Consider the following 17,886-nt stretch of genomic DNA (forward strand, 5'->3'; position numbering starts at 1 on the left):
GTCAGGGAGTCGTCAACGGCCGACCGGTTTTGGCCAGGTGCGGGTTTCCTCGAGCTGTCCGCTTCTCTTCCGAAGCTCTTCCAGTTCTAGGAGTTCGCGATGGCCGATCTGGCCTTCGTCGTCACCACGGTCGCGGTCTTCGCGCTGGTGGCCCTCGTCGCCAAGGGGGTGACGAAGCTGTGACCGCCGAGAACATCGTCGGCCTGATCGTGGCCGTCGCCCTGCTGGGCTATCTCGTCCTCGCCCTGATCTTCCCGGAGAGGTTCTGAGCTCGGCCATGGGACCCGTACTCGCCGGCGTGCTCCAGCTGCTCGCGCTCATGGCAGCGCTCGCACTCGCCTACGTCCCCCTCGGTAACCACATGGCCGAGGTCTACTCGTCCGACCGGCACTGGCGCGTCGAGAAGTGGATCTACCGGGGCATCGGCGCCGACCCGGACACCGAGATGCGCTGGCCCGCGTACCTGCGCGGCGTCCTCGCCTTCTCGGTGGTCGGTGTCCTCTTCCTGTATCTGCTCCAGCGGCTCCAGGGTGTGCTGCCCGGCTCGCTGGGCTTCACGTCGATCGACCCGGACCAGGCGTTCAACACCGCCGCCTCCTTCGTCACCAACACCAACTGGCAGTCGTACTACGGCGAACAGGCCATGGGCCACGTCGTGCAGACCGCCGGTCTGGCGGTGCAGAACTTCGTCTCCGCGGCCGTGGGCATCGCGGTGGCGGTGGCCCTCGTGCGCGGGTTCGCCCGCTCGCGGACCGGTGAACTCGGCAACTTCTGGTCGGACATGGTGCGCTCAGTCACCCGCGTCCTGCTGCCGATGTCCGTCGTCGCCGCAATCGTCCTGGTCGCCTGCGGTGTCGTCCAGAACTTCTCCGGCATCCACGAAGTGGGTCAGTTCATGGGCGGCGACCAGCAGTGGAACGGCGGCGCGGTCGCCTCGCAGGAGGCCATCAAGGAGATCGGAACCAACGGCGGAGGCTACTTCAGCGCCAACTCCGCCCACCCCTTCGAGAACCCGACCCCGTTCACGAACCTCTTCGAGATCTTCCTGCTGCTGGTCATCCCCTTCTCGCTGACCCGCACCTTCGGCCTCATGGTCGGCTCCGTCAAGCAGGGATACGCGATCCTCGCGGCCATGAGCACCATCTGGGTCGGCTTCGTCGCGCTCATGATGTGGACCGAATTCGCCCACCACGGACCGGCGTTCGACATCGCGGGCGGGGCGATGGAGGGCAAGGAGACCCGCATCGGGGTAGGCGCCTCGTCGATCTTCGCGGTGTCGACGACGCTCACCTCGACCGGCGCCGTGGACTCCTCCCACTCCTCGTTCACCGGCCTGGGCGGCGGCATCGCCCTGCTCGGCATGCAACTCGGCGAGATCGCGCCCGGCGGCACCGGGTCCGGCCTCTACGGCATGCTGGTCATGGCGGTCATCGCGGTGTTCATCGCCGGTCTGATGGTCGGCCGAACGCCCGAGTACCTCGGCAAGAAGATCGGCACCCGCGAGATCAAGTCGGCGGCCTGCTACCTTCTCGTCACCCCGGCCCTGGTGCTCGTCCTCACCGCCGCGGCGATGGCCCTGCCCACCCCGGCCCACTCCATGACCAACAGCGGCGCCCACGGGTTCTCCGAGATCCTGTACGCCTACAGCTCGGCCGCCAACAACAACGGCTCGGCGTTCGCCGGGCTGAACGCCGACACCCAGTGGTTCAACACCACGCTGGGGCTGGCCATGGTGCTGGGCCGCTTCCTGCCGATGGTGTTCGTGCTGGCGCTGGCCGGCTCGCTCGCGGAGCAGCAGCCGACACCGGCGACCGCGGGCACCCTGCGCACCGAGAAGCCTCTGTTCACGGGCCTGTTGGTGGGCGCGATCCTGATCATCACCGGTCTGACCTACTTCCCGGCCCTGGCACTGGGTCCGCTGGCCGAGGGGCTGGCGTCATGACAACCGACGCGACGAGGCAGGAGGACGCGATGTCCACCACAGCCACCCCGGCCCGGGCGCCGCACGGCGGCCTCCCCACCGGGCACAAGCCCGCCCAGGGCCGCGTGGGAGCGGGCCTCTTCGACCCCGGTCAGCTGCTGAAGTCGCTGCCGGACGCCTTCCGCAAGCTCGACCCGCGGGTGACGGCCAAGTCACCGGTGATGTTCGTGGTGTGGATCGGCTCGGTGCTGACCACCGTGTTCTCGTTCAGGGACCCGGGCGACTGGTTCGGCTGGACGATCAGCGTCTGGCTGTGGCTGACCGTCGTCTTCGCCAACCTGGCGGAGGCGGTGGCCGAGGGCCGGGGCAAGGCGCAGGCCGACACGCTGCGCAAGGCCAAGACCGGCACGGTGGCCCGACGGCTCACCCGGGACGGTGCGGAAGAGCGCGTCCCCGGTACCGAGTTGACGATCGGTGACCTGGTCGTCTGCGAAGCCGGTGACAGCATCCCCGGCGACGGTGACGTCGTCGAGGGCGTGGCCAGCGTCGACGAGTCCGCCATCACCGGCGAGTCGGCACCGGTCATCCGGGAGTCCGGCGGCGACCGCTCGGCGGTCACCGGCGGTACGAAGGTCCTCTCCGACCGGATCGTCGTCAAGATCACGACGCGGCCGGGGGAGACCTTCATCGACCGGATGATCGGTCTGGTCGAGGGTGCGGCACGGCAGAAGACGCCGAACGAGATCGCGCTGAACATCCTGCTCGCCTCGCTGACGATCGTCTTCCTGCTCGCGGTGGCGACCCTGCCCCCCTTCGCGGACTACGCGGGGGCACATCTGACGATGGTCGTGCTGGTGGCCCTGCTGGTCTGTCTCATCCCCACCACGATCGGCGCGCTGCTGTCCGCGATCGGCATCGCCGGCATGGACCGGCTGGTGCAGCGCAACGTACTGGCCATGTCCGGCCGTGCGGTGGAGGCCGCCGGTGACGTCTCCACCCTGCTGCTGGACAAGACCGGCACCATCACCCTCGGCAACCGGCAGGCGTGCGCGTTCGTGCCGGTGAGCGGAACGACGGAGGCCGAACTCGCCGCCGCGGCCGAGCTGTCGTCACTGGCCGACGAGACGCCCGAGGGCCGCTCCGTCGTCGCACTGGCGAAGGAGGAGTACGGACTGCGTGAACGCCGTGAGGGCGAACCGGCCGGAGCCGAGTGGATCGCTTTCACCGCCCGGACCCGGATGTCGGGCGTGGACGTCGACGGGCGGAAGATCCGCAAGGGCGCGGCCGGATCGGTCGTCGCCTGGGTGCGGGAGCAGGGCGGCGAGGTGCCCGAGGACGCCGGCGCGCTCGCCGACCGGATCTCCGGGGCGGGCGGTACGCCGCTGCTCGTGGCCGTCGAAGACGCGGAAGGCGCACGGGTGTTGGGCGTCATCCACCTCAAGGACGTCGTCAAGGAGGGCATGCGCGAGAGGTTCGACGAACTGCGCCGGATGGGCATCAGGACCGTCATGGTCACGGGCGACAACCCGCTGACGGCGAAGGCCATCGCGCGCGAGGCCGGTGTCGACGACTTCCTCGCGGAGGCCACGCCCGAGGACAAGATGGCGCTGATCAAGCGGGAGCAGGCGGGCGGCAGGCTCGTCGCGATGACCGGCGACGGCACCAACGACGCACCGGCCCTCGCCCAGGCCGACGTCGGCGTCGCGATGAACACGGGCACGTCGGCCGCGAAGGAGGCCGGCAACATGGTCGACCTCGACTCCGACCCGACCAAGCTCATCGAGATCGTCGAGATCGGCAAGCAACTCCTCATCACCCGGGGCGCGTTGACGACGTTCTCCATCGCCAACGACGTCGCGAAGTACTTCGCGATCATCCCGGCGCTGTTCGCGGCCGTCCATCCGGGTTTGAACAGGCTCAACATCATGGGCCTGTCGTCGCCGGACTCCGCGATCCTGTCGGCGGTGATCTTCAACGCGCTGATCATCGTCGCGCTGGTCCCGCTCTCCCTGAAGGGGGTGCGGTACCGGCCGGTGAGCGCGGACAGGATGCTCCGCCGCAACCTGACGATCTACGGCGTTGGCGGCCTGATCGCCCCCTTCGTCGGCATCAAGCTCATCGACCTGCTCGTCTCCGCCATCCCCGGGATCGGGTGAAGGACCATGAACAACTCGGTAAGGAACACCGCCCGGTTGCTGGCAGCGGGCCTGCGCGCCCTCCTCGTGCTGACCCTGGCGACCGGCGTCATCTACCCGCTGGTGGTCACCGGCATCGCCCAGGGGCTGTTCAGCCACCAGGCGAACGGCTCCGAGATCAAGGCGGACGGCAGGGTCGTCGGCTCCTCGCTCATCGGCCAGTCGTACAACCTGCCGCTGAAGAAAGGCCAAGAGACCCCGGAGCCCGACCTGAAGTGGTTCCAGGGGCGCCCGCAGAACGGCCTGGGCACCAACGACGTCAACACCCGGTACAAGCTGATCCTCTCCGGCGCCACCAACCGGTCCGGTGACAACAAGGAGCTGATCGACTGGGTGACGGCCGCCAAGGCGGCGGTCGTCAAGGACAACTCGACGGCCGGCTACGAGGTCAGCCCCTCCGACGTCCCAGCCGACGCCGTCACCTCCTCCGGCTCCGGCCTCGACCCGGACATCTCACCGCAGTACGCGAAGATCCAGATCCACCGGGTCGCGGAGCGAAACGGACTGTCCGCGGACCAGGTGGAGAAGCTGGTGGAGGACCACACCGACGGTCGCACCCTCGGCTTCATCGGGGAGCCTCGGGTGAACGTCCTGGAACTCAACATCGCGCTCGAGGAACTCGTGGCGAGGAGCTGATGGCGTGAGGGAGCTCCCCTCGCACCGGGTGCCGCCGCACCCCCGGTGGGTGCGGCGGCACCCGGTGCGCCTCAGATGTCCCTGAACGTCTCGATCTGTGCGCCGATCGAGTTCAGCCGCTCGGCCAGATCCTCGTACCCGCGGTTGATGACGTACACGTTGCGCAGCACGGACGTGCCCTCGGCCGCCATCATCGCCAGCAGGACGACCACGGCGGGGCGCAGCGCGGGCGGGCACATCATCTCGGCGGCGCGCCAGCGGGTCGGACCCTCGACCAGGACCCGGTGCGGATCCAGCAACTGGAGCCGTCCGCCGAGGCGGTTGAGGTCCGTCAGGTAGATCGCCCGGTTGTCGTAGACCCAGTCGTGGATCAGGGTCTTGCCCGACGCGACCGCCGCGATGGCCGCGAAGAACGGGACGTTGTCGATGTTCAGGCCGGGGAACGGCATCGGGTGGATCTTGTCGATCGGCGCCTCCAGCTTGGAGGGCCGGACGGTGAGGTCCACCAGGCGGGTGCGGCCGTTGTCCGCGAAGTACTCGGGCGTGCGGTCGTGGTCGAGACCCATCTCCTCCAGGACCGCGAGCTCGATCTCCAGGAACTCGATGGGCACCCGGCGCACCGTCAGCTCCGACTCCGTGACGACCGCGGCGGCCAGCAGGCTCATCGCCTCGACCGGGTCCTCGGAGGGGGAGTAGTCGACGTCCACGTCGATGTTCGGCACGCCGTGCACGGTGAGCGTGGTGGTGCCGATGCCCTCGACCCGGACGCCCAGGGCCTCCAGGAAGAAGCACAGGTCCTGGACCATGTAGTTGGAGGAGGCGTTGCGGATGACCGTGACGCCGTCGTGCCGGGCGGCGGCCAGCAGCGCGTTCTCGGTGACCGTGTCGCCGCGCTCGGTCAGGACGATCGGGCGGTCCGGGCGGACGGCCCGGTCGACCATGGCGTGGTACTGCCCCTCGGTCGCCGCGACCTCCAGCCCGAAGCGGCGCAGCGCGATCATGTGCGGTTCGATGGTCCGCGTACCGAGGTCGCAACCGCCGGCGTACGGCAGCTTGAAGTGGCTCATGCGGTGCAGCAGCGGACCGAGGAACATGATGATGGACCGGGTCCGTACGGCGGCGTCCGCGTCGATCGCCGTCATGTTCAGCTCGGCCGGGGGCACCAGTTCGAGGTCGACGCCGTCGTTGATCCAGCGGGTGCGCACGCCGATGGAGTTGAGCACCTCCAGCAGCCGGTAGACCTCCTCGATGCGGGCGACCCGGCGCAGTACCGTGCGCCCCTGGTTGAGGAGCGAGGCGCACAGCAGTGCCACGCACGCGTTCTTGCTCGTCTTCACGTCGATCGCGCCGGACAGCCGTCGGCCGCCGACCACCCGCAGGTGCATCGGGCCCGCGTAGCCCAGAGAGACGATTTCGCTGTCCAGTGCTTCACCGATTCGGGCGATCATCTCAAGGCTGATGTTCTGATTGCCGCGCTCGATGCGATTGACGGCGCTCTGACTGGTGCCGAGCGCCTCGGCAAGCTGCGACTGTGTCCAGCCCCGGTGCTGCCGGGCGTCACGGATGAGCTTGCCGATGCGTACGAGGTAGTCGTCTGCCATGAGGCTGAGGCTATCTCAGATATGAGATGCCGCCTCTCGGGGGGTCCGTTCGGGTGATGCCCCTGTGGCGCGCCTGAGGACGCGTCAACGACGCTTGGCGGTACGGGTACGACGCCACCCGAAGGGTCCGGGCAAATCCATCGATGTCGTACGGCGTCCGGTGCTGCTGTGGGTGTGCTTGGGCCCGTGGCTGCCGCCACCGGTGGTGATGGACCAGGAGCGCCGGTTGATGTTCAGCTTCACTCCGGGCAGGATCCGGAAGCTCTTGCGGAAGGTGAGGGGCATGTGGGCCTCCGTTCGGGTCGGTCGGGTACTGCCAACTCCCTTCGGATACCCCGGGTTGGCGAACTGATGACCGGATGTCCGGCCGGGCGGCAGGCGCCCGCGCCGACGGATGGGGCTCCGTTGACGCTCCAGGTGGACGACCTGGAGGAGGCTCGGCGGGCCGTGGACCTCGGCGCCGACGCCAACGCGGCAGGGCGCTGGGCGGGCGGGCGCGGTGTCCGGAGCGAACGGTCGACGCCCGCCGTTCGTGCCCGTCCTGGTGGACCTCGCGGCGCCGGTGCCGGCCCTGGCGGCCGGGGGTGTCGACGGCGGGGCCGAGGTCGACCCCGTCGGCGATATCCGTGCGGGCGGGACGGTCGGGCCCACGTGCGGCGGGGCGTCCTCCCGCACCGAGAGCCGAGTGGCGGTGAGCCCCGCGTTCGGGTCGGCGAGCCCACCGGTGTTTCCCGACGGCTCGATCAGCTCGATCGTGCCGCCGCCGCCGTGACCACGGTCACCGCCGCCACCCGGGGGAGCGCGTTGTCGGGTAGGTCCCCGGCCTCGGCCGCCCAGGTTCGCTGACGCCTTGGCCCGTGCCGCGGGGCGGGGCACGGAGCCGGGCATCGGCCTGTGTCGAAGACATCACAGGGAGGCCGGGCATGACCAACCCGGCCCCATGTACTAGAGTTATCTCGACATCGAGATATCTGCCGAGGCGCACCGCGGTCGCCACTCCAGTAAGGCATACCTAACTTAGCCTGACCTTAGCGGATCGGCCAAGACGGTGTGGCGGCAGGATGCGGTGGTAAGCGCACCAAAATGAAGGAGACTGTCGTGTCGGCGAACAGCTTCGACGCCCGCAGCACGCTGCAGGTGGGCGACGAGTCGTACGAGATCTTCCGGCTGGACAAGGTGGAGGGCTCGGCCCGCCTGCCGTACAGCCTCAAGGTCCTGCTCGAGAACCTGCTCCGCACGGAGGACGGCGCGAACATCACCGCCGACCACATCCGCGCCATCGGCAGCTGGGACTCGCAGGCCCAGCCCTCTCAGGAGATCCAGTTCACGCCCGCCCGCGTGATCATGCAGGACTTCACGGGTGTGCCCTGTGTCGTGGACCTCGCCACCATGCGTGAGGCCGTCAAGGAGCTCGGCGGCGACCCGGCGAAGGTCAACCCGCTCTCCCCGGCCGAGCTGGTCATCGACCACTCCGTCATCGCCGACAAGTTCGGCACCAACGAGGCCTTCGCGCAGAACGTCGAGCTGGAGTACGGCCGCAACCGCGAGCGCTACCAGTTCCTGCGCTGGGGCCAGACCGCCTTCGACGACTTCAAGGTCGTCCCGCCCGGCACCGGCATCGTCCACCAGGTGAACATCGAGCACCTGGCGCGCACGGTCATGGTCCGCAACGGCCAGGCCTACCCCGACACCCTCGTCGGCACCGACTCGCACACCACCATGGTCAACGGCCTCGGTGTGCTGGGCTGGGGCGTCGGCGGCATCGAGGCCGAGGCCGCGATGCTCGGCCAGCCGGTCTCGATGCTCATCCCGCGCGTCGTCGGCTTCAAGTTGACCGGTGAACTCACCCCCGGCACCACCGCCACCGACCTGGTGCTCACGATCACCGAGATGCTGCGCAAGCACGGCGTCGTCGGCAAGTTCGTCGAGTTCTACGGTGAGGGTGTCTCCGCCACCTCCCTCGCCAACCGCGCCACCATCGGCAACATGTCGCCGGAGTTCGGCTCCACCGCCGCGATCTTCCCGATCGACGACGAGACCATCAAGTACCTGAAGCTGACCGGCCGCTCCGAGCAGCAGCTCGCGCTCGTCGAGGCGTACGCCAAGCAGCAGGGCCTGTGGCTGGACCCGAAGGCCGAGCCGGACTTCTCCGAGAAGCTCGAGCTGGACCTGTCCACCGTCGTCCCCTCGATCGCCGGCCCGAAGCGCCCGCAGGACCGCATCGTCCTCGCGAACGCCGCCGAGCAGTTCAAGACGGACGTACGCAACTACGTCGACAGCGTCGACGAGGCCGGCCAGGAGTCCTTCCCGGCCTCCGACGCCCCGGCCGTCGCCCCGAACGGCGCCCCGTCCAACCCGGTCACCGTGACCGCCCCCGACGGCTCGACGTACGAGATCGACCACGGTGCGGTGACGGTCGCGGCCATCACCTCCTGCACCAACACGTCGAACCCGTACGTGATGGTCGCCGCCGCGCTCGTCGCGAAGAAGGCCGTGGAGAAGGGCCTGACCCGCAAGCCGTGGGTCAAGACCACCCTCGCCCCGGGTTCCAAGGTCGTCACCGACTACTTCGACAAGGCGGGCCTGACCCCGTACCTCGACAAGGTCGGCTTCAACCTCGTCGGCTACGGCTGCACCACCTGCATCGGCAACTCCGGCCCGCTGCCGGAGGAGGTCTCCAAGGCCGTCAACGACCACGACCTCGCGGTCACCTCGGTCCTCTCCGGCAACCGGAACTTCGAGGGCCGGATCAACCCCGACGTCAAGATGAACTACCTGGCGTCCCCGCCGCTGGTCGTCGCGTACGCCCTCGCCGGCTCCATGAAGGTGGACATCACCAAGGACGCCCTGGGTGTCGACCAGGACGGCAGCCCGGTCTACCTGAAGGACATCTGGCCCTCCGAGGCCGAGGTCAACGACGTCGTGGCGAACGCCATCGGCGAGGACATGTTCAACAAGTCCTACCAGGACGTCTTCGCGGGCGACGCCCAGTGGCAGGCGCTGCCGATCCCGACCGGCAACACCTTCGAGTGGGACGCCGAGTCGACCTACGTCCGCAAGCCCCCGTACTTCGAGGGCATGACGATGGAGACCACCCCGGTCTCCGACATCACCGGCGCCCGCGTCCTGGCCAAGCTGGGCGACTCGGTGACGACGGACCACATCTCGCCCGCCGGTGCCATCAAGGCCGACACCCCGGCCGGCAAGTACCTCACCGAGCACGGTGTGGAGCGTCGTGACTTCAACTCCTACGGCTCGCGCCGAGGCAACCACGAGGTCATGATCCGCGGCACGTTCGCCAACATCCGTCTGCGCAACCAGATCGCGCCGGGCACCGAGGGCGGCTACACCCGCGACTTCACCCAGGACGGCGGTCCGGTGTCGTTCATCTACGACGCCTCCCGCAACTACATCGAGCAGGGCACCCCGCTGGCCATCCTGGCCGGCAAGGAGTACGGCTCCGGCTCGTCCCGCGACTGGGCAGCCAAGGGCACCGCGCTCCTCGGCGTCAAGGCCGTCATCGCCGAGTCGTACGAGCGCATCCACCGCTCGAACCTCATCGGCATGGGCGTCCTGCCGCTCCAGTTCCCGGAGGGCCAGTCCGCCTCGACCCTCGGCCTGACCGGCGAGGAGACCTTCTCCTTCACCGGCGTCGAGGAGCTCAACAACGGCACCACGCCGCGCACGGTCAAGGTCACCACCGACACGGGCGTCGAGTTCGACGCGGTCGTCCGCATCGACACCCCCGGTGAGGCCGACTACTACCGCAACGGCGGCATCATGCAGTACGTGCTGCGCAGCCTGATCCGCAAGTAGGCGGCACGGCAGGGCGGTAGCCGAGGGCCGCATCCCCGTCACGGGGGTGCGGCCCTTCGCCGTGTCCCCGGCACTGGCACCTACCAGGTCACCGTGCTGGACCACATGACCGACCTGTGGATCGACGTGGACGGTACCGCTGGTCAGGCGTAACGTGCTTTCGCGCACGCTCTTCCGCGGGCCGTTTCGTCATCGCCCGTGGGGGGCCGTCGCCATGTCCGCATCCAGTGAACTCCGTCCGCGTCGCATGCTGCCGAGCGGAACACCGCATTCGGCACGCGGTCTGCTGGCCGCGGTGTCGGTCGCGGTCGGGATCGTCGCCCTGAGCGACCTCTTCGCCGTCTTCGCCGGAGCCCGGATCACCATGCTCATCGACGAGGACCAGGGGTTCGCCGTAGCGCCCCAGCGAAGGCTGGACGCCGCCTACTCGCTCTACGAGTCCGCCGGCGATTTCCAGAGCGTCGTGTACCTGCCCTGCGCGATCGTCTTCGTCGTCTGGTTCTTCTGGACGCGCCGCAACACGGGGCTGCTGGCACCGGATCGGTTCAGCAAGGGCCCGGGGTGGGCGATCGGGGCCTGGCTCATTCCCCTGGTGAACCTGTGGCTGCCGTACCGCATCGCCGTCGACATGTGGGGCGCCGCGACGCCGCTGCCCACTGACGGGGAGCCGTACCGGGCATCGATATGGCCCGTGAACCTGTGGTGGGGCCTGTTCGTTTCCAGCACGTTGTTCCGCCGGTACGCCGCGTCGCGATACGAGAGCGCCGAGGCGCTCACGGAGATCCGAGCCGCGGTGACGCAGTACATGGCAGCGGACGTGCTGAGCGCCGCCGCCGCGGTGGCCGCGGTGTACTTCGCCGTCCGCCTGACGTCCATGTACTGGCGTAAGGCGACCGCGAGCAGCCCTTACAGCAGGTGAGCGGGCCGGCCATGTTCGGTGGGAAGCTCCGTGGAGGTCGGGGCGGTGACCGTCTCCCGCCGTGCGGGCAGAGCTGAGGTCGTCCGTCACCTCTGGCATCGTGTGCCTCGTGAGTGAACTTGTCGAGCGCGTTGATGAGCGTGACGAGGTGCTGGCTGTCGTGGACAGGGGAGAGGCCATCCGGCCAGGGCGGCCTTGACCGTGGGGTGGCTGGCGTCGGCCAGCCGGGCGAGTTCGCGCAGACCGACCTTGCGCTCGGCCATGGCTGCCGCCAGGTTCTTGGCGATGGCCTGCCCGAGGTGCGCGCCTGGAGGTGCGTCGGTCGCCAGGGTGCCGGTGGGCCAGTCTCCCGTGGCGAGGTGGTCCCGGGGGGATCACCTCAAGGCGGGCCGCACGCGGACCGTGATCGACGAGGCGGAACGCCTGCACCTGCTGTTCTGCCGGCCCGCGATGCTGCTCGACTCGCGTGTGGAGGACGCCGAGACCGCACGGATCGAGGACATGGTGGCCGTCCTGGACCGTGCGGTCGCCCGTGCGGAGGATTTGGAGAGGCAGATGCAGCGCGCGATCGTCACGATGCCGGGGAAGACCGCCGTGTACGCGTCACCGGCGGCTTCGTCGGCCGGGTAGTTGTCCTTGCCGCCCAGCCAGTAGTTCCAGATCCGGGCCGAGTGCGGTACCGAGGTGTCGATTCTCTGTTCGGGTGTGGACATGGTGGCATCGTCTCCTCGGTCGCAGCGGACGCGTTCGTACAGGGATCAGTCGATGTCCAAGGGCAACGATACGTATCCCTGTTCCCCCAGCCGGCACGCGGACCGGTGGCCTCGCACGGTCAACCCACGCCGACCGCCGCCGACTCGTAGCCCGTGATGTCGTCGGGCTTCACCAAGCCGTCCTCGATCGCCCGGGCCAGCATGTCCGCCTTCGTCGGGGCGGTCCTGCCGACCTGCGCGTACTTGACTCTCGCCCGGCGGATGTACACATCCACCGTGTGGACCGATACCCCCATGCGCCGGGCGACCGAAGCCTTCGACATGGACTGGAACCACCACAGCAGCGCGGTACGTTCCTGCGAGGACAGCTTGGGTCTGCTCGCGCCGCGATCGCCGACGAGGACCCCCGCGGCCGTCGGTGTGACGTACGGCCTGTCGCCCGCCGCCGCCAGTACCGCGTTCACCAGGTGCGCCCGTCCTTCGTTCTTCGCGACGAACTCGCACGCTCCGGCCTCCAGCGCTTCGAGCACCACCCGCTGCTCGGTGAACTGCGAGAAGGCGATGACCCGTTGGCCCGCCGCAGCCAGCGTGGCGATGTCGCCGATCACGAGTCTGCCGTGCAGATTCAGATCGAGGACGAGGACATCCGCGACACCGGGCTCCACATCCGCGTCTTCGCCGGTGTGCCCCACCGAGATCCGGGGCTCCTCGGACAACCAGGTCTGGATGCCTTCGATGACGACAGGGTGATCGTCGACGATGGCAACGGTCAGGGGGCCGGTCGTACGGGCCATCGGGTTTCCCACCACAACTGATCCTCCTCCTGGTCGTATACAGCGGACACGGTGAGCTGGCCCGGCGATTCCACGAGCGTCTCCGGCGGGGCGTCGGCCACGACGCTCACCACCACGTCCTCGGGCGTCGTCACCACGGTCACCCGCGCTTGGGTGGCGGCGGCGGCCAGGACCAGCAGGGCCCCTTCCGCGAGTTCACCGCGGGCGGATGTCGGCAGGTCGGGCAGGTCGCCGTAGCTCAGCAGGGTCACGCGTACGCCCCGCCGCTCGGCGACATCGGCACAGGCCCGCAGTTCGTGCAGAAGGGGGTGCGGGGTGTCGTCCGTCTCCACGAACAGCCTCCGCAGACGTGCCGCCTCCACGGCGGCACGGTGGCGTACGACGGTGTCCCCCGGGTCCAGTTGACGCTCCGCCAGACCACGCAGCAGCGGTTCCACTCTGCTGCGCAGGTACTCGTACCGGCGTCGGCGCTCGGCGTGCACGGTCTCGTCGGCGGTCGCACGGGCGAGGCGCTCCGCCTGGCCCGCAGCGGTCTCGGTGGCCTCCCTCGCACCGTCGTTGAGCTGCCGTGCCAGGTAGGCGAAGGTCAACTGGACACCGGCGGTGGTGTGCGTCACGGCCAGCAGGCGGGAGAGCATGACCTGGTCCAGCGCGCCGTCGGCGACCAGGAAACCCACCGTGACAGCGGTGTTGGCGGCGAGCAGGACGACCAGCTCCCACAGCGGACGCTGCATCAGAAGCAGTACGCCGAACCAGCCCACGGTGTTCCACGCCCAGCTCACCTCGCTGATCATGCCGCCCGCCGGGTACGTGGCGGTGGCGACGACGCCGGTGACCAGCGACGCCCCCGCGAGCCATCGTGCGATGGGTCCGCCGAGCGCGGAACGCAGCAGCAGGATCGACCCGACCGTCTGGATGACCGCGAGGGCCAGCCAGGAGCCCGCGGCGGCGGCCCGCGGCTCGTACTCCTGCCAGCCCCTGAGCATCAGCAGGGTGTCCAGACCCAGATGCCAGACGCCGACGATCACCACCAGCCCGATATTGACGGCCATGGCGAAACGGGTGGCGATCATCCCGTTGGCCATGCCGGCGGCGCTCAGGGTTCCCACCTCAGCACGACCCGGGTACCGGCGCCGGGGGACGAGTCCGCCAGGGCGCTGCCGCCCACGGCACGCATCCGGCCGCGGACCGACTCCCGCAGGCCGCGCCGGTGCGAGGGAACGGCCATGGGGTCGAACCCCCTTCCGCCGTCCCGGACTTCGACGGTGACGCCCTCCCCGGCACGCCGGGCCGAGACCCGGGCAGCGCGGGTGTTCGCGTGCCGGGCCACGTTGGTCAGGGCCTCGGCGACCCCTTGCGAGAGGGCCACCACGACTTCGTGGGGAAGGTCCAGCGGCGGTACGTCGAACTCCACGTCCAGCGACGGGAGTCCGAGGCGGTGTGTCAGTACGACGGTGCGCCGCAGCGCGACATCCAGCGGTGCCGGCTCGTGCGCCACATCGCGTGCCGCGCCGGGATGCGCCCGCAGGTCCTCGATGACGGCCAGATCGGCCGCGGCCCGTTCCGGCAGCGCGGCGGAGTCACGGGTGATGCTGCCGGTGCCCACCATGGTGAGCGTGGCCAGCACGGTGTCGTGCAGCAGCCGCTGTTGGTCCAGTTCGTCGGAGCGGGCGGCGGACCTGGCCCGCGCCGACGCGCGTGCCGACGCCTCCTCGGACAGCGCGAGGTCCGCCCTGCGCGCTCCGTGTCGCAGCAGGCCCACGAGAGCGGCGGCGAGCAGCCCCTGGAGCACGATGATCACGGGGGCGTCCCGGATGCCGGGGGCGCCCACCGCGTAGGCCACCGCGATGGCGATCGCTGCCGATATCGCCAGGGGCTGCCGTAGACCAAACTGTGCGATGAAGATGCCGGTGCCGGCGACCACGTCGATCCATCCGCTGCCCGCGCTCGCTCCCAGGACCTCGGCCGGGGCGAGGTTGCCGTGCGCCAGACAGAGCGCCACAACGACGGCGGTGTCACCGGCGCAGAGCCAGGGACGAGGTTCCGGCCGGAACATCAGAACGGTGAACAGGCCGCTCCACACCAGCAGTCCGACGACCGCGACGGCCACCCACGCGGAGCGGGCGGGCGGTGCGAAACCGACCACGGCGACCACGCTCGCCCCGACGGCGCTGACTGCTCTCAGGACAGCGGACAGGCGTGCGGACTTACGCCGAAGCTGGAGTTGGGCCGGCCCTTGCGCCGACACACTTCCTTCACCAAGGGAATTCCTGATTCCCCCAAGAGAAGTGAGGAAATCGCCCCCATCCCTCACCATGCTTCCCCCGCACGTCGATAAGACTCGCTTCCCAGCTTAGATCAACACGAGCGGGACCGACAGGGGCATGTGCGACATCTCGTCGCTGTCGTCACGCGGCCATGGAGCCTGCCGCCGGGCAAAGACGCAGATGAGCACGGGGGTTGCGGCGCTGTCACGTGATCGCGTGACATGCCCTTTTTCGGTCCGCCACGTAATTTTTGGTCCAGGCCGCCCGAAAGCCAACAAAGCGAAAGGGTGCCGCGTAATCAGCCCGAAGAATTCGCGACCTGTCGGCAGAAGAGGACGACCGACCGCCCTTTCCCGGGCTCGGAATTCCGAAATCCGGTAGGTGCCGTACCGAAGATTTCCGTGGCTCATGGCCGCGGGGGCCCCACCCCAAAAGATCATCGAGGAGACACCCATGAGGAAACTGCCCGGCGCCCTGACGTCGACCCTGCTCACCGTCGGACTGGCCGCGAGCTTCACCCCGCTGCTGGCCTCGCCCGCCGCCGCTGCCAGCATGTACGACTGCACGTACCCGCAAGTGTGTGTGTACGAGGGCCCCTACGCCAGCCGCAACGTCAACGGCAGCTTCCAGAGCACCGCCTACCAGAACATGCCGACCGGGATACAGAACGATCCGGACGCGGTAGTCAACACCCGTAACGACGACTCCGTCTGGCTGATCGACACGAGGCCCTCCCCGGACGCGTACATCTGCATCCCGAAGAACCGTGCCGTCAACCTCGGCAACTACGACCACCCCATCCCGGAGCGCGGCACTTGGGCGAACGACGTCGACACCATCAAGATCTGGGGCGATCCCGACGACGGGCTGTGCAGCGGCGCCAACGATGTGCGACAGGGCCGCATCCCCGACGGCTGGCGTCCCTGACATACACGAGGCCGGCCCCGGGCGCTTCAAGCCCGGGGCCGGCCGTTCGCGTGGCCCGCCGGCCGGCTAGCCCACCGACACCGCACTCCAGGCCGCGCCCACCGCCGCGTACTCCGTGCCGCTCGCCCCAGCAGGCTGTCCGATGCGCGGAGTGCTGTTCTCCCGTCGTGTCGTCAGCTTGGCCACCTGCTTGGCACTGCGATGAGGCCAAGGAACGATGGCCAGCCGGTCGCCCGTGAGGAAGGGGCCGTGGCCGGAAAGGTGCTTGAGCAGGTTGACCTTGCTGACGACCGCATGCGGCCCCTGCGTCTCCCAGCGAGTGACTAGCGTCTCCAGATGACCGGTCTCGACGTCCTGCAGACGCCGGACGCCGACCTCATGCAGGTTTTGGAAGAGGCTGAGGAGCCGAGTGCACTGCGCCGGCGCCGAAGTGGGCTTCATCGGGCCGTGGGTGCGTCCAGTGCGGCGTCGCAGCCGCGAGTAGAGGAATTCCTTCGCGGTCTGCCGATGGAGCCCGGCTTCGAACCGGAGGAAATCGATGCGGCCGGACGCCGCGGTCCGAGGAAAGAATTCGCCCAGATCCCACACATCGTCGCCAAAGCGCGGGCCCGGCAGGCGTGATCCCTGGTCAGCCGCTTGGGCAGGACGTAGTCATCCGGTGCGGGGGTCGAGCTTTATCGCGCCCTGCCACCGCTGCCGGCGACGTGAGCCGCGGCAGGTCTTCCTGCGGTTGTGCCCCTGGCGCGGCACTGATGCTGCCGCCGTGACGGCAGCGGCAACCACCCCGAGGACCGCGGCCCCTGTGCGTCAGCCGTTTACAAGTGAGCCGTACGGCGCTAACTTGCGGAACTGGTGGGGTGGGAGCGCTCCCACGCGATGGACCGGAACCCGCCCCGTGGCGACCGCCCCCACCCCCGCATCCGCACACACGCATCCACACGGCCCGTACCTCAAGGAACGGACTGATATGTCATGATCATGACAAAGTCAAAAAGGAATGGGGAGTCCCCGGCCTCCCCGCGCCGATTAGTGCTCCCCACCCGTGCCAGAGCCCTCTTCCTCGTCCTGGTGGCCCTGTTCGCGACGATCCCGGCCGTCAGTCTGGTCGTGTCCGCCGGCGGTGAGGCCAAGGCCCACGGCACCCCGATGAAGCCCGGCAGCCGTACCTTCCTGTGCTGGCAGGACGGTCTGACCGACACCGGTGAGATCAAACCGGTGAACCCGGCCTGCAAGAACGCGCAACAGGTCAGTGGCACCACGCCGTTCTACAACTGGTTCTCGGTGCTGCGCTCGGACGGCGCCGGCCGCACCCGCGGCTTCGTGCCGGACGGCGAGCTGTGCAGCGGCGGCAACACCAACTTCACCGGCTTCAACGCGGCCCGCTCCGACTGGCCGCTCACGCACCTCACCTCGGGCGCGACCGTCGACTTCTCGTACAACGCCTGGGCCGCGCACCCGGGTTGGTTCTACGTCTACGTCACCAAGGACGGCTTCGACCCGACCCGGACCCTCACCTGGGACGACATGGAGGCCCAGCCCTTCCTCAGCGTCGACCACCCGGCCCTCAACGGCAGTCCGGGCACGGTCGAGGCCAACTACTCCTGGACCGGCAAACTCCCGTCGAACAAGTCGGGACGGCACATCATCTACATGGTCTGGCAGCGCTCGGACAGCGCCGAGACCTTCTACTCCTGCTCCGACATCGTCTTCGACGGCGGCAACGGCGAGGTCACCGGCATCCACGACCCGGGCAACCCGTCCGAGCCGGTGCCGGGCACCTGCACGGCCACCCGCAGGACGACGGGGAGCTGGAACGGCGGCTACCAGTCCGAGGTGACCGTCACCAACTCCGGTGACGTGCCGATGCTGGGCTGGATGGTCGACTGGACGCTGCCGAGCGGCCAGAAGGTCGAGAGCCTGTGGAGCGGCAACGCGACGTACAACGGCCAGGCGGTGATGGTCCACAACGCCGGGTGGAACGGTTCGCTCGATCCGGGCAAGAGTACGACGTTCGGTTACGTCGTCTCCGGGTCCGGCGGTGACACGGCGACCACACTTCCCTGCCGCGTCGGCTGAACCCCCTGACGGACCACGGCT

The 17,886-nt window shown here is 68.9% G+C and carries 15 protein-coding genes and 1 pseudogene; 9 read left to right on the top strand and 7 right to left on the bottom strand.

Going from position 1 to position 17,886, the window contains the following annotated elements:
- Window positions 1-179: 179 nt before the first annotated feature.
- Genes kdpF through AQJ84_RS00305 form a run of 4 tightly spaced genes read left to right on the top strand, consistent with a single transcriptional unit; the run spans window position 180 to window position 4,752 of the window.
- Window positions 180-269, top strand: a complete 90-nt coding sequence (gene kdpF, locus AQJ84_RS00290; RefSeq protein ID WP_037659531.1) for a K(+)-transporting ATPase subunit F — start codon at window positions 180-182, stop codon at window positions 267-269.
- Window positions 270-277: 8 nt separating this feature from the next.
- Entirely contained in the window at window positions 278-1,942 is a 1,665-nt protein-coding gene (kdpA, locus tag AQJ84_RS00295; RefSeq protein WP_053192935.1) for a potassium-transporting ATPase subunit KdpA, read from the top strand.
- Window positions 1,939-4,077, top strand: a complete 2,139-nt coding sequence (gene kdpB / locus AQJ84_RS00300; RefSeq protein ID WP_078631975.1) for a potassium-transporting ATPase subunit KdpB — start codon at window positions 1,939-1,941, stop codon at window positions 4,075-4,077. Before kdpA ends, kdpB begins: the two co-directional genes overlap by 4 nt.
- Before the next feature lie 6 nt (window positions 4,078-4,083).
- Window positions 4,084-4,752, top strand: coding sequence for a potassium-transporting ATPase subunit C (locus AQJ84_RS00305; RefSeq protein WP_030041162.1), 669 nt, complete (start codon window positions 4,084-4,086; stop codon window positions 4,750-4,752).
- Between the two features lie 71 nt (window positions 4,753-4,823).
- On the opposite strand, the gene AQJ84_RS00310 is transcribed toward AQJ84_RS00305, so the two are convergent.
- Together AQJ84_RS00310 and AQJ84_RS00315 are read right to left on the bottom strand one after the other, a co-directional pair.
- Window positions 4,824-6,353: a helix-turn-helix domain-containing protein gene (locus AQJ84_RS00310; RefSeq protein ID WP_030041163.1), complete on the bottom strand. Its 1,530-nt coding sequence runs from the start codon at window positions 6,351-6,353 to the stop codon at window positions 4,824-4,826.
- Window positions 6,354-6,437: 84 nt separating this feature from the next.
- Complete coding sequence (locus AQJ84_RS00315) at window positions 6,438-6,638, bottom strand: DUF4236 domain-containing protein (protein ID WP_030041164.1); 201 nt, start codon at window positions 6,636-6,638, stop codon at window positions 6,438-6,440.
- A 214-nt stretch (window positions 6,639-6,852) separates the two neighbouring features.
- Here AQJ84_RS00315 and AQJ84_RS43695 point away from each other — a divergent pair, with 214 nt between their 5' ends.
- The 3 genes from AQJ84_RS43695 (at window position 6,853) to AQJ84_RS00330 (ending at window position 11,088) form a co-directional block, all read left to right on the top strand.
- Window positions 6,853-7,125, top strand: a complete 273-nt coding sequence (locus AQJ84_RS43695; RefSeq protein ID WP_198536395.1) for a hypothetical protein — start codon at window positions 6,853-6,855, stop codon at window positions 7,123-7,125.
- Between the two features lie 326 nt (window positions 7,126-7,451).
- A complete protein-coding gene (gene acnA, locus AQJ84_RS00325; protein ID WP_030041166.1) occupies window positions 7,452-10,169 on the top strand; it encodes an aconitate hydratase AcnA in 2,718 nt (905 codons plus the stop codon).
- 214 nt (window positions 10,170-10,383) lie between these two features.
- Window positions 10,384-11,088: a DUF4328 domain-containing protein gene (locus tag AQJ84_RS00330; RefSeq protein WP_225877281.1), complete on the top strand. Its 705-nt coding sequence runs from the start codon at window positions 10,384-10,386 to the stop codon at window positions 11,086-11,088.
- A gap of 560 nt (window positions 11,089-11,648) precedes the next feature.
- On the opposite strand, the pseudogene AQJ84_RS40370 reads toward AQJ84_RS00330, so the two are convergent.
- The 4 genes and pseudogenes from AQJ84_RS40370 to AQJ84_RS00350 all read right to left on the bottom strand — a co-directional run.
- Window positions 11,649-11,801, bottom strand: a pseudogene (locus AQJ84_RS40370) (SAM-dependent methyltransferase); the annotation flags it as partial.
- Window positions 11,802-11,920: 119 nt separating this feature from the next.
- Window positions 11,921-12,595 (bottom strand): response regulator transcription factor, encoded by a 675-nt coding sequence (locus tag AQJ84_RS00340; RefSeq protein ID WP_030041169.1) that lies wholly within the window; start codon window positions 12,593-12,595, stop codon window positions 11,921-11,923.
- Entirely contained in the window at window positions 12,571-13,704 is a 1,134-nt protein-coding gene (locus AQJ84_RS00345) for a hypothetical protein (RefSeq protein ID WP_059198786.1), read from the bottom strand. Before AQJ84_RS00345 ends, AQJ84_RS00340 begins: the two co-directional genes overlap by 25 nt.
- Window positions 13,692-14,741: a sensor histidine kinase gene (locus AQJ84_RS00350; RefSeq protein ID WP_157875020.1), complete on the bottom strand. Its 1,050-nt coding sequence runs from the start codon at window positions 14,739-14,741 to the stop codon at window positions 13,692-13,694. The genes AQJ84_RS00345 and AQJ84_RS00350 overlap by 13 nt, the downstream gene beginning before the upstream one ends.
- A 574-nt stretch (window positions 14,742-15,315) precedes the next feature.
- On the opposite strand from AQJ84_RS00350, the gene AQJ84_RS00355 reads away from it, so the two are divergent.
- Window positions 15,316-15,789 (top strand): hypothetical protein, encoded by a 474-nt coding sequence (locus tag AQJ84_RS00355; protein ID WP_030041172.1) that lies wholly within the window; start codon window positions 15,316-15,318, stop codon window positions 15,787-15,789.
- A gap of 66 nt (window positions 15,790-15,855) precedes the next feature.
- Here AQJ84_RS00355 and AQJ84_RS00360 read toward each other — a convergent pair whose 3' ends face one another.
- The gene (locus AQJ84_RS00360; RefSeq protein ID WP_030041173.1) at window positions 15,856-16,377 is read right to left on the bottom strand and encodes a hypothetical protein; all 522 of its coding nucleotides are present in this window, start codon (window positions 16,375-16,377) and stop codon (window positions 15,856-15,858) included.
- Between the two features lie 390 nt (window positions 16,378-16,767).
- Between AQJ84_RS00360 and AQJ84_RS00365 the strand changes: the two genes are divergently transcribed.
- Window positions 16,768-17,865 carry a lytic polysaccharide monooxygenase auxiliary activity family 9 protein gene (locus tag AQJ84_RS00365; RefSeq protein WP_051870010.1) on the top strand — a complete coding sequence of 366 codons (1,098 nt, stop codon included), beginning with the start codon at window positions 16,768-16,770 and terminating at the stop codon, window positions 17,863-17,865.
- Window positions 17,866-17,886: the final 21 nt, after the last annotated feature.

It is taken from the genome of Streptomyces resistomycificus, assembly GCF_001514265.1.
In the GTDB taxonomy this organism is placed as follows: Bacteria; Actinomycetota; Actinomycetes; order Streptomycetales; family Streptomycetaceae; genus Streptomyces; species Streptomyces resistomycificus.

Excerpts from the sequence above, each read along its gene's own strand:
- kdpA (WP_053192935.1), top strand. The coding sequence starts at position 278 with ATGGGACCCGTACTCGCCGGCGTGCTCCAGCTGCTCGCGCTCATGGCA.
- kdpB (WP_078631975.1), top strand. The coding sequence starts at position 1,939 with ATGACAACCGACGCGACGAGGCAGGAGGACGCGATGTCCACCACAGCC.
- AQJ84_RS00305 (WP_030041162.1), top strand. The coding sequence starts at position 4,084 with ATGAACAACTCGGTAAGGAACACCGCCCGGTTGCTGGCAGCGGGCCTG.
- AQJ84_RS00310 (WP_030041163.1), bottom strand. The coding sequence starts at position 6,353 with ATGGCAGACGACTACCTCGTACGCATCGGCAAGCTCATCCGTGACGCC.
- AQJ84_RS00315 (WP_030041164.1), bottom strand. The coding sequence starts at position 6,638 with ATGCCCCTCACCTTCCGCAAGAGCTTCCGGATCCTGCCCGGAGTGAAG.
- AQJ84_RS00330 (WP_225877281.1), top strand. The coding sequence starts at position 10,384 with ATGTCCGCATCCAGTGAACTCCGTCCGCGTCGCATGCTGCCGAGCGGA.
- AQJ84_RS00340 (WP_030041169.1), bottom strand. The coding sequence starts at position 12,595 with ATGGCCCGTACGACCGGCCCCCTGACCGTTGCCATCGTCGACGATCAC.
- AQJ84_RS00355 (WP_030041172.1), top strand. The coding sequence starts at position 15,316 with ATGAGGAAACTGCCCGGCGCCCTGACGTCGACCCTGCTCACCGTCGGA.
- AQJ84_RS00365 (WP_051870010.1), top strand. The coding sequence starts at position 16,768 with ATGACAAAGTCAAAAAGGAATGGGGAGTCCCCGGCCTCCCCGCGCCGA.